Raw genomic sequence first — 16,352 nt, 5'->3', positions numbered from 1 at the left:
GCGTACCGGTCAATGAACAAAGATGTCCGTTTATCGAACGCCCGGAGAGAACGATGGCGTACTACCGCCAAGTCGGGGAGATCCCCCGAAAGCGCCACACGCAGTTCCGCACACCGGACGGCGGCCTGTACGCGGAAGAGCTGATGGGCGTGGAGGGCTTTTCGGCTGACTCCGCCCTGCTCTACCACCGCCACCTGCCGACCGCGATCGTGAACGCGGAGACCGTCGAGGACGACCGGGGCGTGCTGGAGCCGAACCTCCCGCTCAAGCCCCGCGCGTTCAAGACGCAAGACCTGACCTGGCCCGACGAGGTCGACGCGGTCACCGGGCGGCGGCGGCTGTTCGGCAACCAGGACGTGACGATCGGGTTCGTCCGCGCCACCGCCCCCAGCCCCCTGTACCGCAACGCGGCGGGCGACGAGCTGCTGTACGTGCAGACCGGCGAGGGCGTGGTGGAGACGATCTACGGCGCGCTGCCGGTCGCCGAGGGCGACTACGTGGTGCTGCCGACGTCCTGCACCTATCGCGTGGTGCCGTCCCAGCCGATGAACATCCTGGTGCTGGAGGCCAAGGGGCACATCGGGCCGCCGCGCCGCTACCTGTCGGCGAAGGGCCAGTTCCTGGAGCACGCGCCGTACTGCGAGCGGGACATCCGGGGTCCGGCCGAGCCGCTGCTGGTGGACGGCGAGGACGTCGAGGTCCTGGTGCGGCACCGCGCCGGTGTCACCCGGTTCACCTACGCCAATCACCCGTTCGACGTGGTCGGCTGGGACGGGTGCCTGTACCCGTGGGTGTTCAACATCCGCGACTTCGAGCCGATCACCGGCCGCGTGCACCAGCCGCCGCCCGTGCACCAGACCTTCGAGGGCCCGAACTTCGTGGTGTGCTCGTTCATGCCGCGCAAGGTCGACTACCACCCGCTGGCCATCCCGGTGCCCTACAACCACGCCAACGTCGACTCCGACGAGCTGATGTTCTACGTGGGCGGCAACTACGAGGCCCGGAAGGGCTCGGGCATCGGCATCGGGTCGCTGTCGCTGCACCCGTCGGGCTGCACGCACGGGCCGCAGCCGGGCGCGGTGGAGGCGTCGCTGGGCGTCGAGTACTTCGACGAGACCGCGGTCATGGTGGACACGTTCCGGCCGCTGGACCTGGGCGAGGCGGCGCTGGCGTCCGAGGACCGCAAGTACGCGTGGTCGTGGGCGAAGCGGGGTCCTGACCTGGGCTGATGGCCTTTTGGGCGAGCCTTCCGCCCGGTTGATCGTCTTTTTGTCGGTGGTCGCCGCTAGCGTCGTGTGCCATGGACGCACAGGCGGTTCTGGGACTGGCCCCGGACAGCCGGGTGGCGGGCAGCGCCACCCGGCTGGCCGGGTCGTCCGGCTGGCAGGGCACCGGCCGCAGCGCGGAGGCGCTGTGGGGCCTGTGCGCGGGCAGCGGGCAGAACCCGTACCGGGTGTGCGTCGACCTGGGCGACCGGGCGTCGAAGTGCTCGTGCCCGTCCCGGAAGTTCCCGTGCAAGCACGCGCTGGCGCTGCAACTGCGGGACGCGCGCGAGCCCTTCCCGGCCGGTGATCCACCCGACTGGGTGAGCGAGTGGCTGGCGCGGCGGCAGAAGGCGGCCCGCGAGCTGGACACCTCGCCGGAGGCCGTGGAGCGGCGGGCGCGGGCGAAGGAGAAGACCGCCCGCAACCGGGCCGAGGCGGTGCGGGCGGGCGTCGCGGGGCTGACCGACTGGCTGGCCGACGTGGCGGGCGCGGGCATCGCGGGGTTGCCCGCGCGCGACTCGGCGTGGTGGCACTCGATCGGGGCGCGGATGGTCGACGCGCAGGCGAAGGGCCTGGCGTCGGCGATCGAGGACCTGCGGTCGGTGGTGGCGGCCGGCGGGCCGTCGTGGGCGCACGACGCGGCGGACCGGTTGGGCGGGCTGCACCTGCTGGCGCGACTGGCGGACACGCCGTCGGACGTCGTGCGCCGGCGGCTGGGGTTCTCCGTGGCGGAGGAGGAGGTCCGGGCCGGTGCGGCCTGGGCGGACCGCTGGCTGCCGCTGCTGCGGCTGGAGTCCGACGACGGGCTGGTGCGCACGGTCCGGCAGTGGCTGTGGGGGCGTGAGCACGGCTGGGTGGTCGCGATCCGGCACGCGGCCGGTGGGGCGAGGCCGGTGCCGGCGTTGCCGCACGGCATCGAGGTGCAGGGGGTGGTCCACCCGTACCCGGGGTCGGCGCCGCAGCGGGTGGCCGTGGGCGAGGTCGAGCCGTGCGCGTCGGGGCCGGTGCCGGTGCCCGGGTCGTGGCGGGAGGCGTTGGCCGGGCTGGAGCCGCGACTTCTGGGTGATCCGTGGCTGCGGCTGCACCCCGTGGGCTGCGGCGGGGTGCGACTGACCGCGGACCTCGGGCACGTGGTGGACGCTTCGGGGCGGGGCCTGCCGGTGCGGGCGGACCTGGCCGTGGAGCAGGCCGCGGCGGTGACCGGTGGGGAACCGTTCGACGTCTGGGGGCTGTGGAACGGCCGCGACTTCCGGGTGGGCGCGGTGGCGTCGCCGGGCGGGGTGCCGGAGGTGCTGGGATGAGCACGCGAGCCGAGTGGGACGAGACCGTGCAGGCGCTGCTGATAGGCGCCCACCGGGCTCACATGAGCCCTACGGAGTTGCTGGACCGCTGCGCCGCCCTGGGGGTGGCCGCACACGGCGCCCAACTCCCACCACTGATCGACAAACCCCTCCTCACACCGGCCCCGGCACCGACACCGTCCTCGACCTCGACCTCGGCACCGGCACCGGCACCATCCTCGGCGGCATCGGCGTCGGCGGCATCCGGCCCAGCAGCCTCGGCATCCGGCCCGGCGGCGGCAGCATCCGGCCCGGCGGCAGCATCCGGCCCGGCGGCAGCGGCATCCGGCTCAGCGGCGTCGGCATCCGGCCCGGCAGTGGCAGCATCGGGCTCAACGGCGGCATCGGCGTCGGGTTCAGCGTCGGCGGCGGGCTCGGGCGAGCGGCTCCCCGGTCCGGCGGCGCGGGGTGTGCTGGCGCAGGTCGTCGCGCTGGACGACCAGGTGCTGCTCACCGAGTGGTGCGGGCTGGCGGCGGCCGGGGGCTTCGTCGCCGAGCCGAAGGTGCTGCCCGCGCTGCTCGCGATGGCCACCGGCCACCCCGGGCTGCGGCAGGCCGTGTCGACCGTCCTGGGCAGGCGCGGCCGGTGGCTGGCGGGTCTGCGGCCGGGCTGGTCGTGGGCCACCGACGCGACACCCGCCGAGGTCGACCTGGCCGACGTGCTGGACCTGCCGGGCCAGAGCCGGCTCACCGCCCTGCGCCGGGCACGCCGGGCCGATCCGGCGGGCACGCGGGCGTTCATCGCGGAGCAACTGGCCGTGCAGCGGCGGGCGACCGACCGGCAGGTGCTGGTCGGCGCGCTGGAGGCGGGGCTGTCCGAGGACGACGAGCCGCTGCTGGAGCAGGCCCTGGACGACCGGGCGATCGGTGTGCACGACGAGGCCGTGCGGTTGCTGCGGGCCCTGCCGTCGTCCCGGCTGTCCCAGCGCGCCGCCGAACGCCTCTACCGGGGGCTGTGGCTGACCGCGGACGGGTTCGACGTGCAGAGCGACGAGCTGTGGGCGGTGCCCGAGCCGGAGCCGGAGGAGGCCCGCGACCTGTTGCGGGACGGTTCGGAGACGGGCGTGGCGGGCCGCGTCCGGGGTGCGGCGGCGAGCGTCCCGCCGAGCCACTGGACGCAGCGGCTGGGCACCGACGACCTGGGCGCGGCTCGCGAGCTGGAGCGCAGCCCGTGGGCGGCGTCGCTGCTGCGGGGCGTGGCGCAGCGGCTGCGGCTGGCGGTCGACGCCGGTCCGTGGGCGGTGGCGGCCACCCGGTCGCTCACCGGCATGGAGCAGCTGGAGATGCTCGCCACCCTGCCCGCGGACCTCGGGGCGCGCACCGTCGCCGAGGTGTCGCGGAACTGGAACTACGACCTGCTCGACCACGCGTGCTCCCAGCTGCCCGCGCCGTGGACACCCGAGGCCACCGCCGCCCTGCTGGACCGCTACGCGCAGATGCGGGACCCGAGGTGGCGCGCGGGCCGGCCGCCCGCGGTGCTGCTGGCCCGGGGCGACGCCGGCGTGCTGGGCGCGAACTGGGACCGCATCACCGCCCGCTGGCCCGAGCACACCGTGGACCTCGACGTGCTCCGCCTGCGCGTGCAACTGCGCGAAGCCTTCACCATCCGACCGGAAGGACCACTGCCGTGACCACCGAGACCGTGCTGCGCCCCGCCGCGGAGCGGCAGTACGCCGCCGAACTCGCGGCGCTCGCGCAGGCCGACGACCGCCCCCGCCCGCCGCGCTGGCGGCTGTCCCCGCAGGCCGTGGTCCGGTACGTGCTGGGCGGGACACTGCCCGACGGCACCGTGATCACACCCAAGTACGTCGGCGACCGGCGGCTGGTGGAGATCGCCGTGGGCACGCTGGTGACCGACCGGGCGCTGTTGCTGGTGGGTGTGCCCGGGACGGCGAAGTCGTGGCTGTCCGAGCACCTGGCGGCGGCGGTGAGCGGCGATTCGACACTGGTCGTGCAAGGCACCGCGGGCACCGGCGAGGAGCAGGTGCGGTACGGCTGGAACTACGCGCGGCTGATCGCGGAGGGTCCGAGCGAGGCGGCGCTGGTGCCGAGCCCGGTGCTCACCGCGATGCGGACCGGTGCGGTGGCGCGGGTCGAGGAGCTGACCCGGATGCCCGCGGAGGTGCAGGACTCGTTCATCACGATCCTGTCGGAGAAGGCGCTGCCCGTGCCGGAGCTGGGTTTGCAGGTGCAGGCGGTGCCGGGGTTCACCGTGATCGCCACGGCCAACGACCGGGACCGGGGCGTGAACCAGATGTCGTCCGCGCTGGCCCGGCGGTTCAACACGGTCGTGCTCCCGCCGCCGGCGACCGAGGACGACGAGGTCCAGATCGTGGCCTCGCGGGCCGCCCAACTGGGCCGCGCCCTGGAACTGCCCGCCGAACCGCCCGCGCTGGAGGAGGTGCGCCGGGTCGTGCGCATCTTCCGCGAGCTGCGCAACGGGTCCACAGTGGACGGTCGAACCCAGTTGAAGCGGCCCAGCGGCAGCCTGTCCACGGCGGAGGCGATCTCCGTGGTGACCAGCGGCATGGCCCTGGCCGGTCACTTCGGCGACGGCACGATCACCGCCGACGAACTGGCGTCCGGCCTCCAAGGCGCGGTGGTGAAGGACCGCGTGTCCGACACCGCGGCGTGGCAGGAGTACCTGGAGGCGGTCGTGAAGGAACGCGCCGACTGGCGCGACCTCTACCGGGCGTGCCAGGGGTGGTGATGGCGGACCTCCCGGAGCGGGTGACCCTGCTGGGCATCCGCCACCACGGCCCCGGCTCGGCCCGCATGGTCGCCGAGGCACTGGAACGGGTCCAGCCCGAGTTGGTCCTCATCGAGGGTCCGCCCGAGGGCGACGCGCTGCTGGACCACGTCCCGGACCTCGTGCCCCCAGTCGCCCTGCTCCTCCACGACGAGGCCGACCCGTCCCGTGCCGCCTTCTGGCCTTTCGCCGAGTTCTCCCCGGAATGGCGAGCGATGGTGTGGGCCAACACCTCCACCGTCCCAGTCCGCTTCTTCGACCTTGCAGCCGCCGCCTCCCTCTCCGACGACGACCCCACCAGCCCCGCCACCGATCCCGCGTCGCCGGACGAACCCCGCCGGGCTTCCCTGGACCCCCTGGGCACCCTCGCCGCAGCAGCCGGTTTCGACGACCCGGAACGCTGGTGGGAGGACGTGGTCGAACACCACACCGACCCGGCGGACCTGGCGGAAGCCGTGGCGGAGGCGATGACCGCCCTGCGCGAGGAGTTCGCCGACGAGGTGGACGACCGCACACTGCGCCGCGAGGCGGCGATGCGCCGGAACCTCCGGCAGGCGTTGAAGGACACGGACGGCCCGATCGTCGTGGTCTGCGGTGCGTGGCACGTCCCCGCCCTGCGCACCCTGCCCCCGGCCTCCGCCGACAACGCCCTGCTCAAAGGCCTGCCCCGCCGCAAGATCTCCGGCACCTGGGTCCCGTGGAGCCACGGCAAGCTCGCCACCGCCTCGGGTTACGGCGCCGGCATCGACTCCCCGGGCTGGTACGCCCACCTCTGGGAGTGCGCACCCGCTGCAGACGCGGTGCCACGCTGGTTCGCACGAGCGTGCACAGTGCTCCGCGCCGAAGACCTCCCAGCCTCCACCGCCGGCGCCGTCGAGGCGGTCCGCCTGGCCGACACCCTCGCAGCGCTACGCGGTCGCCCGTCCCCCGGCCTGTCCGAGGTGATGGAATCGGCCCGCGCGGTGCTGTGCAACGGCGACGACACCCCGTTGCGCCTGATCCACACCCGTCTGGTGGTCGGCGAACGCCTGGGTGAGGTGGGCGAGAACGTCCCCACCTCACCGCTGGCCGCCGACCTGAACCGCCTGACCAGACGTCTGCGCCTGCCCCTGAACGCGGAGCCGAAGCAGATCCGCCTGGACCTCCGCAAGGACACCGACCGCGAACGCTCGAAACTCCTGCGCCGCTTGGAAGTCCTCGACGTCCCGTGGGGCACCCCGGACACCACCCGCAGCATCGGCACGTTCGCCGAGGCATGGCAATTGCACTGGCGCCCGGAATTCGCCGTATCCCTGGCAACCGCCGCCCGCCACGGCACCACGGTCGAAGCCGCAGCCAGGCAAGTCCTCACCACCCAGGCCGCCACCGCGACCCGAGTGGTCGAAGCCGCCGAAACCCTGAGCCGCTCAGTGGGCTGCGAACTCCCAGAGGCCGTAACCGCCTCCCGAACCGCCCTCGACCGCTGCGCCGCAGCAGCCACAGACGCCCTGGAACTCCTGTCCGCCCTCCCCGACCTGGCCACCACGGTGCGCTACGGCTCGGTCCGAGGAACCGACCCAGACCTCCTCCGAGTAGCCCTCCACGGCCTCCTCACCCGCGGTGCCGTTGGCCTACCCCTTGCCTGCCGCGCTATCGACGACGACACCGCCGAACGCGCCCTGGCAGCCATCAACGGAGCCGAGGACGCCACCCGCCTGGCCGCAGACGAAGACCACCAGGAAACCTGGCAACAGGCCCTGAAAGCGCTCGTCAACATGCAAGACGCCCACGGTCTCCCCGGTGGACGGGCAACTCGCCTGCTGTGGGAAACGGGGGTCCTGGACTCCGAGGCAGTCGCAACCAGACTCCACCGAGCAACCACCCAAGCTGCGGGCGCAACGGCCTTCGTAGCCGGCTTCCTCCGCGGCTCGGCCGCTCTGCTCACCGCGGACCCGAGGTTGTTCGCCGTGGTCGACGACTGGCTGACCGACCTGGCGGCAACGGACTTCGAAGCAGCCCTCCCCCTCCTGCGCCGAGCGATCACGGAGTTCAGCCCAGCCGAACGCCGCATGCTCGGCGACCGCGTAAAAGGCTCAACCAGATCGACAACCACCGAAACCACCTGGGACGAACCCCTAGCGACCCGCCTAACCACCCACGTCAAAGCCCTCCTGAGCACCCCGCCCCCGAACATCACCCAATCGAGCGACATACAGGATCTGCGACCTTTAGCCGACTCACGCGTCCCGTAAACAAGGAGCGCGGTCAACGGCCCCCAACACCCAGGCCCACCGCCCACCCCACCGACACCCACACTCCACCGACCCCCGCCCCCCGGAACCGACACCCCACCTCTCGACGCCCACCGCCTCCTGCCCGCACAGCCTCCGACGCCGCACTGCCGCAGCCCCGGTGCCCGCCCTCGGCACCCGTCCGCCACACCCGTCCGCCACACCCGTCCGCCGCCCCGCCCTGAGACCCAGCCCCGCCGCCCGACCCGGCCCTCTCCTCCCCGCCCTCCTCTCCTCCCCGGCCCCACCCTGCGACAGGGAGCAGCGACACCCGATGACCGACACCGGCCCCGACCAAGAACGCCTGCGCCGCTGGCGCCTCCTCCTCGGCGGCGCGTCCGGCGACCTGGGAGCCCTGGACGAGGACGACCGCCGCCGCGACTCCGCCCTCACCGGCCTCTACGGCGGCGGCGCACCGACGGCGGCCACCGACGCGCCGGACGGCAGTGGCCGGCGCAGCGCCGGTCTGGGTGGCTCATCACCCGTGCTCCACCGGTGGTTGGGTGACATCCGCACGTACTTCCCGACCTCCGTCGTCCAGGTCATGCAGAAGGACGCCGTCGACCGCCTCGGCCTGCGCCAGTTGCTGCTCGAACCCGAGTTGCTCAAGAGCGTCGAGCCGGACGTCAGCCTCGTCGGGACGCTGATCTCGCTGTCCGGCGCCATCCCCGCCCGCACCCGCGAAACGGCCCGCGCGGTCGTGCGGAAGGTCGTCGAGGACATCGAGCGCCGCCTGGCCGAACGCCTGTTCAACGCCGTCCACGGCGCCATCGACCACGCGAAGCGCACCAACCGCCCGCGCCTGAGCGACGTCGACTGGGCCCGCACGATCCGCGCCAACCTCAAGCACTACCAGCCCGAACAGCGCACGGTCGTCGTCCAGGACCTGAAGGGCAACACCCGCCGCAGCCGGGCGGCGTCGCTCAAGGACGTGATCCTGCTGGTCGACCAGTCGGGGTCGATGGCCGAGTCGATCGTCTACTCGGCGGTCATGGGCGCGTCGCTGGCGTCGCTCAGGGCCGTCGACACGAAGCTGGTCGTGTTCGACACCGAGGTCGTCGACCTGACCGAGGACCTGAAGGACCCGGTGGACCTGCTGTTCGCCACCCAACTCGGCGGCGGCACGGACATCAACCGCGCGGTCGCGTACGGGCAATCGCTGGTCCGGCGGCCGACCGACACCGTGATGGTGCTGATCAGCGACCTGTACGAGGGCGGCGTCGCCCGCGAACTCCAGCGCCGCGTGCGCGAGTTGGTGCAGAGCGGGGTGACGGTCGTCGTGCTGCTGGCGCTGTCGGACAGCGGCACCCCCGCGTACGACCACGAGCTGGCCGCGAAGCTGTCCGAACTAGGCGCACCGGCCTTCGCCTGCACCCCGGACCGCTTCCCGGACCTGCTGGCGACCGCACTCCGCAAGGAAGACGTCACAGCCTGGGCCGAGCGCAACGAAATCCCCGTCGGCCGCTGATCCCCTCTGGTCAGGCGAGATTCGCGGCCCACGACGGTCGATGCGGTCAGCGGATCACCACGCGACCAAGGGTGACGAACGGCGTCTCCGGCGTCAGCACGGCCGTGCGCCCACGGTCGTCGGGACCGGCCAGCCACAACTTCCCGGTGCGGCGGACGTCCTCACGCGCCCTTTCGGGCATCTCGGGCAACCGCAGGAAGGTCCGGTCCGACCCCTCCGTCTCGAGGTACGCCTGCCGCCCGATCCGCGACCGTCCCGGCACGAACGACACGCTCACCGGGTGCCACGCGTAGTCCTCGGCGAGCCGCCGAACCTTGCGCCGGCACACGAAGTGCCGCAGCCCCGGCACCGCGAACTCGACGCACAGCGGGACCAGCACGAAGACCCACTTCGACCCGGTCCACACCGACACCAGCCACAGCACGAGGCACGAGAGCACCGCGAGCCCCACGAACCCGACCGCCCGCCGGTCCGCCCGAACCAGGCACCGCCGCGTCCACTCCTCGCCCACCACTGCTCCCACACAACCAGAAACGAGCTCTTCCAGCCGGGATAGCCGAACAAATGATCACCGAAACCCGCGAGAGATACCTCTCAACCGCGACCGATCCGACGCGACCCATCCGACGCGACGATCGACGCGGCCGACCCGACGCGCACCGGCGGACACTGCACCCGCCCGACTCGCCGGGCACCGTCTGCACCAGGTGGTTCTGGCTCGACGGCGAGCGGGGCAGGTTTTGCCGGTGGCGGGTTGGCGGAGTGCGGCGGTCTGCGGGGCGGGCGGTCCGGAGCGCGGGCGGCAGGGCGGGCGGTTCGGGGGCGCAGCCGGCGGGACGGGCGGTCCGGGGGGCGCGGGCGGCGGGGTTCGGTCGGGGCATCGATAGTCTCGGTTGGGGTCAGCGGCGGCGGGTTTGGGCGGGGAAGAGGTGGGGGATGCCGCGGAAGGTGACCACTGTGTTGCCCGCCCTGTCCGGCGGCACGAGCCAGGCTCGGCGGTGGCGGCTGATTCGGCCCCGAACCAACGGGCCGGCGGTGATGTCCAGGACCAGGGGGCGTTCGCCGTGCACCACCAGCAAGCCGTGCCGCCAGTGGATTCGGACGTAGTGCCACTCGCGATCCGCCAAGAGCCGGGCGGCTGGGCGGCGGCGGCGTAAGGCGGCCAGCAAGACGACAGTTGAGAAGGCCAAGAGCACCACAGGCACGTCTGGGACGGGAGCCAGGAAGACCAACAACAGCTGCCCCACGAACGCCAACACGCCCAAGACCACCCAACCGAACGCGCGTCGGCTCGCGATCTCCAGGCAGTGCCGCGTCCACTCGTCATCCAGGGCCGAGCCCTCGGTGGAGGGCCTGTTCGGCACGACCACGGCTCACCTCCGCCATCGCCGAGGCCACTACCCACGAGACACGACCGACGAGGCTACGACCTCCGGGCACTCCGCGTCTGCGGGCAACCACGAAGCGGGACATCCGTTCGTGGGACTTCCCCTACCCGCACCTCCAAGTTAGGCTGCCCTAACTCGGGGAGGTGAACGGTGACCGACAACCGCCGACCGCCCGCGCCGCACCCCGCGGAGCGTGCGCGGACGATCGCCGCGCGGGGTGGCCGCGCCGCGCTGCTGCCGTCGGACGGCACGGAGAACCGCATCACGCCGTTGCTGCACCACGTGCACGCCTGCGGTGACGCGACGATCCTGCTGCCGGACGACCACCCGCTCACCAGAGCCGCCGAGGGCGGTGAGATCACCGCGATGCTGGAGGTCGCCGACCACGCCCCCGTGCCCTTGCGCGAACCGGTGCGCGGCCTCCTCTGGGTGACCGGCTGGCTGCGCACGATGGACCCGCACGAGGCCCGCGCCGCCTGCCTGGAAGTCGCCGAGGAACGCCCCGACCCCCGCCTGCTGGACGTCGGCCACGGCGCGTCCGCGCTCCGGCTGTGCCCGGCGAGCCTGGTCGTCGCGGACGCGGAGGGCACCACCTCGCTGCGTCCCGAGCTGTTCGCGCAGGCCGACCCGGACCCGTTCCACCGGCAGGAGGACCACTGGCTGCGGCACCTGGAGCTGTCGCACCGGGACGTCGTCGGCCTGCTCGCCCAGCACCTGCCGGACGACCTGCGCGGCGGCCACGTCCGGCCGCTCGGGCTGGACCGGTTCGGGCTGCGGCTGCGCGTGGAAGCCGCGGACTCCGACCACGACGTGCGCATCGCGTTCTCCCGGCCGGTGTCCACGTCCAACGAGCTGGCGGTGGAGCTGCGCCGGCTGATGGGCTGCCCGTTCCTCGCGCAGCGCCGTTAACCTGCGCGGGTGATCCCGGAGGAACGCACCGCCCACAAGGTCGAGCTGCTGCTGGTCTTCGCCGTCACCCTCGGCCTGTCCGGGTTGCGGAGCCTGGTGCGGCTGCTGGACAGCCTGCTCCAGCCCAAGCCGCTCAACGAGCAGTCGGTCGCGATCAACGTCCCGCAGGCCCGCTTCGACCTGCTCGACATGATCGCGCAGCTGCTCAGCGTGGTGCAGCTGGCAGCGTGGGGCGGGCTCGGCGCGTACCTGTTGTGGCGGGGCGGGATCGCGCTGCGGTCCATCGGCCTCGACCGCACCCGGCCGGGCAAGGACTTCCTCGGCGGCACGGCACTGGCCGCCGTGATCGGCATCCCGGGCCTGGTCTTCTACCTGATCGCCTGGAACCTCGGCCTCAACCTCGCCGTCCTTCCGTCCACTTTGGACGAGTCGTGGTGGCGCAGCGTCGTCCTCATCCTCGCCGCCGCGGGCAACGCGTGGGCCGAGGAGGTGCTGGTCGTCGGCTACCTGCTGACGCGACTGAAGCAGTTGGGGCTCAAGGACAACACCGCGCTGCTGGCCAGCGCGGTGCTGCGCGGCTCGTACCACCTCTACCAGGGTTTCGGCGGGTTCATCGGCAACGTGGTGATGGGCCTGGTGTTCGGCAAGGTCTGGCAGCGCACGAACCGCCTGTGGGCGCTGGTCATCGCGCACACGCTCCTCGACGTGGTGGCTTTCGTCGGGTACACGGCCCTGCGCGGCACCGTCTCCTGGCTGCCGTAGATCACCCCGTCGGTGGACGTCGACTCCTCCGCCGGACTGACGCGCCACCGCGAACCCCCTTGCCAGCATGGGCCTGCCGCCATCCGGCAAGGAGGGGAAATGTCCACAACGCACAGACGCGTGCCGGCCCTGCTCGCGGGGGTCGCGATCGCCGCCACGCTGCTCGCGCCGCCGGCCTCGGCCGAAGCCGCGCCCGCGCGGATCACCATGCCCGCGCCGACCGGCCACTACCCGGTCGGCACCACCGACCTGCACCTCGTCGACTCGCGCCCGGACCCGTGGTTCCCGGCCCAGAAGCGCGAACTGATGGTGACCGTCACCTACCCGGCGCACCGCGACGGCGACCGCGCCCCGTGGCTGACGCCCGCCGTCGGATCGGCCATCGAGCAGTTCGCGGCCGATCCGGACCAGCTGGGCGTGCCGCCCGGTGCGGTGGACTGGGGCGCGACGAAGCGGCACACCCGCACGGGTGCCAAGGCGTTGCGCGGCGACTGGCCGGTCGTGCTGTTCTCGCACGGCTTCGGCGGCCTGCGCGAGCTGAACGCGGGCCTCACCGACGACCTGGCCAGCCGGGGCTACGTCGTGGTGTCCATCTCGCACACGCACGAAGCCGGGGTCGTCGAGTTCCCGGGCGGGCGGCTCGTGATCGGGTCGGTCACCGAGCCCGACGCCGCCGCGCTGCGCACCGCGCTGGACGCGCGGGTCGCGGACTCGCGGTTCGTGCTCGACCAGTTGGAACGCCTGGAGCGCGGCGAGAACCCGGACGCGGAGCGCGACCCGCTGCCGCGCGGCCTGGCCGGGGCGCTGGACCTGTCCCGCGTGGGCATGTACGGGCACTCGTACGGCGGGTTCACGTCCGGCGAGACGATGCACCACGACCGGCGGGTCGACGCGGGCATCAACATCGACGGCGCGATGCGCTCCGACCAGGTGGGCGAAGTCGTGAAGCACGGCCTGGACCGGCCGTTCATGCTGGTCGGCGCGGACTTCGAGGTCGACGGCCGGCTGGTCGCGCACTCGCACGTGGAGACGGAGCTCGACCCGACGTGGCACCAGTTCTGGCTCAACCAGCGGGGGTGGAAGCGCGACCTGCACTTCGACGGGGCGGCGCACCTGGGGTTCACCGACCTCCAGTTCGCCGTGCCGCAACTGGGTGACCTGGTCGCGCCGGACAGGCGGCGCCAGGTCGTCGGCTGGATCGACGCCGAGCGGTCGATGGACGCGCAGCGCGCCTACTTCGGCGGGTTCTTCGACCTGCACCTGAAGCACCGGGGCGGCTGGCTGTTCGACCACGGCCCGGTGCGCCACCCGGACACCCGCTTCATCACCTGATCAGCGCCTATCGTGGTCGTATGTTGACGCTCGCCGACGAACTGGCCCTGTTGGCCTACGACGACGACGGCACGCGCCGGCTGGGTCAGCCCGCCCTCGGGTACGGCCTGGCCGGCGCGGTGCTGGTCGAGCTGGCGATCGCCGGCCGGGTCGAGGTGGCGGACAAGAACGTCGTGGCGCTGAGCACCGAGCGCATCGGGCACGACGTGCTGGACGACGCCCTGACCCGGATCGCCGACGACCGCTTGCGCAAGCCGAAGGCGTGGGTGGAGAAGCTGAGCAAAGGGCTGACCGACCGGGTCCTGGACGGCCTGGCGGAGTCCGGCGTGCTGCGCCGCGAGCAGGACAAGGTGCTGCTGGTCTTCCCGCGCACCCGCTTCCCGTCCCCCGGCGGTGTCGAGCCGCCGCTGGAGACCGAGGTCCGGGCGCGGCTGGCGCTGGCGGTCGGCTCGGGCAGGCCGGTCGACCCGCGGACGGCGGCGCTGTGCGCGCTGATCAGGGCCGTCCAGTTCGACCGGCAGGTGTTCGCCGACCAGCCGCGGGACGTGGTGAAGCGGCGGCTGAAGGAGATCTCCGAGGGCGAGTGGGCGGCCGAGGCGACCCGGAAGGCGATCGAGGAGGTGCAGGTGGCGGTGTCGGTGATGATGGTCGCCGCCATCGTGCCCGCCGCGACCAGCTGACGCGCGGCCGACCAGCTGACCCGCGGCCGACCAGCTGACCCGCGGCCTCCGGCCCCCGGTTCCATTGTCCCACGGACCACCGACAATCGAGTCCGAGCGCCCCCTGGGGCTCATTGTCCCGTCGGCGACCGACAGTCCGCCGGGGTCAGGCGACCAGGAGGAAGCGGGCGGTGGTCGCGGTGGCTGCGGCGACGACCGCGCGGGCGGTTTCGGCCGAGTCGATCAGGAGCGGGTCCAGGTCGGTGATCTCCACGGCCGCGTTCTCGGCGATCCACCTCGACGGTTCGGACAGCGCGCCCGCCAGGGCCCGCCAGCCCGCGACCTCCGCCGCGCTCCCCGTTGCTTCGGCGGCCAGGAGTTCGCCGACCTCGCGCAGGCCGACCGCCGCGCCGCGCAACACACCCGCCGTCACCGCGCCGCGCACGGTGCGGACCGCCGCGCTCACCCGTCCGACGTCCTCGGCGGGTGCGCGGATGATGCCCGCCGCCTCCGCACCGGGCGCGCCGACGTCGGGCAGGCCGATGACCGTGGTGGAGTGCTCCGAGATCACTGCCTTCGCCGCCCGGCCCATGTCCGCCTGGCCCACCCGGAACATGAGCAGGTCCTGGTCGAGGACGCGTCCGCCCACCACGGCGGCCAGCGGGAGCAGGACCTCCCGGCCCGCGGTCACCACGACCTTGCCGGTGTCCAGGTGCCTCAGCACCTCGTCCGACACCTCCTCGCACACCACCAGCACCTTCCCGGGCGCCGCGGCGAGCGTGTCCGGCACCGCGGCCAGGCGGCCCGCGTGGAGGAAGACCTGCGGTGACTCCAGCACCGCCTCCCGGCGGGTCCGGTCGGTGATCGACTGCGGCGAGGCGTAGCCGCCGTCGAAGCGCAGGCCGCGGGTGATCTCGTAGTCCAGGCCGAACCGCCGGGTCGGTTCGACCAGGAGCGCGCCCCGCCTGCCGGTCACCGCCATCACCTGCCCGACGACCTCGCCGATCTCGGCGCTGCCCGAGGACGAGGTGGCCAGGCGTGCCGTGTCCGACTTCTCCAGCGGTTGCGCGGTTTCGGCGATCAGGTCCGCCGCTCGGGCACCGGCCGCACGCACGCCGTGCATGAGCCGGACCGGGTTGTGGCCGTCGCGCATGGCCTCGACCAGCCGCAGGATCGCGCCCTGCGCCACGGCGACCGCCGACGCGGCGCCGTCCCCGGCCACCCGGTGCACCTCCTCGATCAGTTCCCGCACGTAGGAGGCGCCGAGCGTGTCGCGCGGGTCGTCCGGCTGGAACGCGCCCGCGATGGCGGCGGCGTCGGACAGCTCGACCGGCACGCCCCGCACGAACAGCACCGACCGCCGCCCCAACGGCCCGAGGGTGCGGCACACCGGCTCGGCCGCCGCCCGGAACCCGCGTGCCACCAGCAGTTGCCCGGACGTGTAGGACGCCGACCGCCGCACCGTCGTCGGCACCGACCGCCCGGCCCGCGCGACCCGCAGCGGCGGCCCGCCCGCCTGGGCGAAGAACTGCGGGGTCTGGTCGGGGCGTCGCCGCCGGACCTCGCGGTGCGCGTAGCCGAACAGCTCGTTGACGTCGACCCACCCGTCGCCGTCGAGGTCGGCCGCCCCGCTGGACAGGCCCTCGATCAGCACGTCGGTGAACAGCGACGCCCGCGGCGCCTCCAGGGACAGGGTGTCCTGCTCGAACGCGTACTCGTAGGCGTTCGAGGCGGTCAGCACGACGTACCCCTGCGCGGTGTCGTCCAGGACGGTCGCCGAGGCGTCCTTGAAGCCCTCCACGAACGCGCCGCTGAAGCAGCAGTCCAGCACCAGGATGCGGCCCGCCGCCCGGCAGTCCTCCAACTGCTCGTTGACGAACGAGCGCGGGATGGCGGTGCCGGCGGGCCGGTCCTGGAGGGTGTTGGCGGCGGCGAAGTACAGCCGGCGCGCGGGCGTGGTCAGGCCGTGGCACGAGAAGTAGAGCAGGACCAGGTCGTCGGGGGTGCGCGAGGCCAGCACGTCCTCGACGGCGCGGCGGATCTCGTCGGCGGTGGCGTCGCGCAGGACCCGGACGCCCGCGAAGCCGCCGACGTCCGGGTCCTCCAGCAGCGCGGCGAGGCGCTCCACGTCCTGCGAGGGCGCGCGCAACCGGCTCAGCCGGGCGTCCTCGTACTCCCCCGTGGCCACCAATAAGGCGTAACGGCCCACG

Annotated in this window: 14 protein-coding genes; 10 read left to right on the top strand and 4 right to left on the bottom strand. The window is 73.2% G+C overall.

Features of this window, described 5'->3' with window-relative positions; all coding sequences use genetic code 11:
• Positions 1 to 53: 53 nt before the first annotated feature.
• Positions 54 to 1,229 carry a homogentisate 1,2-dioxygenase gene (locus tag RIN75_RS02795; RefSeq protein WP_309110130.1) on the top strand — a complete coding sequence of 392 codons (1,176 nt, stop codon included), beginning with the start codon at positions 54 to 56 and terminating at the stop codon, positions 1,227 to 1,229.
• A 71-nt stretch (positions 1,230 to 1,300) separates the two neighbouring features.
• Positions 1,301 to 2,566 (top strand): SWIM zinc finger family protein, encoded by a 1,266-nt coding sequence (locus tag RIN75_RS02790; protein WP_309110129.1) that lies wholly within the window; start codon positions 1,301 to 1,303, stop codon positions 2,564 to 2,566.
• A 153-nt stretch (positions 2,567 to 2,719) separates the two neighbouring features.
• Here RIN75_RS02790 and RIN75_RS02785 read toward each other — a convergent pair whose 3' ends face one another.
• Complete coding sequence (locus RIN75_RS02785; protein ID WP_309110128.1) at positions 2,720 to 2,932, bottom strand: hypothetical protein; 213 nt, start codon at positions 2,930 to 2,932, stop codon at positions 2,720 to 2,722.
• Positions 2,933 to 3,015: 83 nt separating this feature from the next.
• Between RIN75_RS02785 and RIN75_RS02780 the strand changes: the two genes are divergently transcribed.
• From RIN75_RS02780 to RIN75_RS02765, 4 genes are all read left to right on the top strand, one after another.
• Complete coding sequence (locus tag RIN75_RS02780; RefSeq protein ID WP_309110127.1) at positions 3,016 to 4,236, top strand: DUF5691 domain-containing protein; 1,221 nt, start codon at positions 3,016 to 3,018, stop codon at positions 4,234 to 4,236.
• Positions 4,233 to 5,315 (top strand): AAA family ATPase, encoded by a 1,083-nt coding sequence (locus RIN75_RS02775; protein WP_309110126.1) that lies wholly within the window; start codon positions 4,233 to 4,235, stop codon positions 5,313 to 5,315. Before RIN75_RS02780 ends, RIN75_RS02775 begins: the two co-directional genes overlap by 4 nt.
• Positions 5,315 to 7,585 (top strand): DUF5682 family protein, encoded by a 2,271-nt coding sequence (locus RIN75_RS02770; RefSeq protein WP_309110125.1) that lies wholly within the window; start codon positions 5,315 to 5,317, stop codon positions 7,583 to 7,585. The genes RIN75_RS02775 and RIN75_RS02770 overlap by 1 nt, the downstream gene beginning before the upstream one ends.
• Positions 7,586 to 7,898: 313 nt before the next feature.
• Positions 7,899 to 9,092, top strand: a complete 1,194-nt coding sequence (locus RIN75_RS02765; RefSeq protein ID WP_309110124.1) for a VWA domain-containing protein — start codon at positions 7,899 to 7,901, stop codon at positions 9,090 to 9,092.
• Between the two features lie 46 nt (positions 9,093 to 9,138).
• Here RIN75_RS02765 and RIN75_RS02760 read toward each other — a convergent pair whose 3' ends face one another.
• Complete coding sequence (locus tag RIN75_RS02760) at positions 9,139 to 9,603, bottom strand: hypothetical protein (protein WP_309110123.1); 465 nt, start codon at positions 9,601 to 9,603, stop codon at positions 9,139 to 9,141.
• A gap of 388 nt (positions 9,604 to 9,991) precedes the next feature.
• The gene (locus RIN75_RS02755; RefSeq protein ID WP_309110122.1) at positions 9,992 to 10,456 is read right to left on the bottom strand and encodes a hypothetical protein; all 465 of its coding nucleotides are present in this window, start codon (positions 10,454 to 10,456) and stop codon (positions 9,992 to 9,994) included.
• 174 nt (positions 10,457 to 10,630) lie between these two features.
• Between RIN75_RS02755 and RIN75_RS02750 the strand changes: the two genes are divergently transcribed.
• The 4 genes from RIN75_RS02750 (at position 10,631) to RIN75_RS02735 (ending at position 14,163) form a co-directional block, all read left to right on the top strand.
• On the top strand, positions 10,631 to 11,389 hold the full coding sequence (locus tag RIN75_RS02750) for a DUF2470 domain-containing protein (protein WP_309110121.1): 759 nt from the start codon (positions 10,631 to 10,633) through the stop codon (positions 11,387 to 11,389).
• A gap of 9 nt (positions 11,390 to 11,398) precedes the next feature.
• The gene (locus tag RIN75_RS02745) at positions 11,399 to 12,151 is read left to right on the top strand and encodes a CPBP family intramembrane glutamic endopeptidase (protein ID WP_309110120.1); all 753 of its coding nucleotides are present in this window, start codon (positions 11,399 to 11,401) and stop codon (positions 12,149 to 12,151) included.
• A 99-nt stretch (positions 12,152 to 12,250) separates the two neighbouring features.
• Positions 12,251 to 13,483, top strand: coding sequence for a lipase (locus tag RIN75_RS02740; protein ID WP_309110119.1), 1,233 nt, complete (start codon positions 12,251 to 12,253; stop codon positions 13,481 to 13,483).
• A gap of 20 nt (positions 13,484 to 13,503) precedes the next feature.
• A complete protein-coding gene (locus tag RIN75_RS02735) occupies positions 13,504 to 14,163 on the top strand; it encodes a GPP34 family phosphoprotein (protein ID WP_309110118.1) in 660 nt (219 codons plus the stop codon).
• Between the two features lie 145 nt (positions 14,164 to 14,308).
• On the opposite strand, the gene RIN75_RS02730 is transcribed toward RIN75_RS02735, so the two are convergent.
• Positions 14,309 to 16,351, bottom strand: coding sequence for a caspase family protein (locus RIN75_RS02730; protein ID WP_309110117.1), 2,043 nt, complete (start codon positions 16,349 to 16,351; stop codon positions 14,309 to 14,311).
• Position 16,352 lies beyond the last annotated feature (1 nt).

This window comes from Saccharothrix sp., from assembly GCF_031180885.1.
In the GTDB taxonomy this organism is placed as follows: domain Bacteria; phylum Actinomycetota; class Actinomycetes; order Mycobacteriales; family Pseudonocardiaceae; genus Actinosynnema.
The sequence above is the reverse complement of the archived record's forward strand: the minus strand, read 5'-3'. Positions and strand labels throughout refer to the sequence as shown.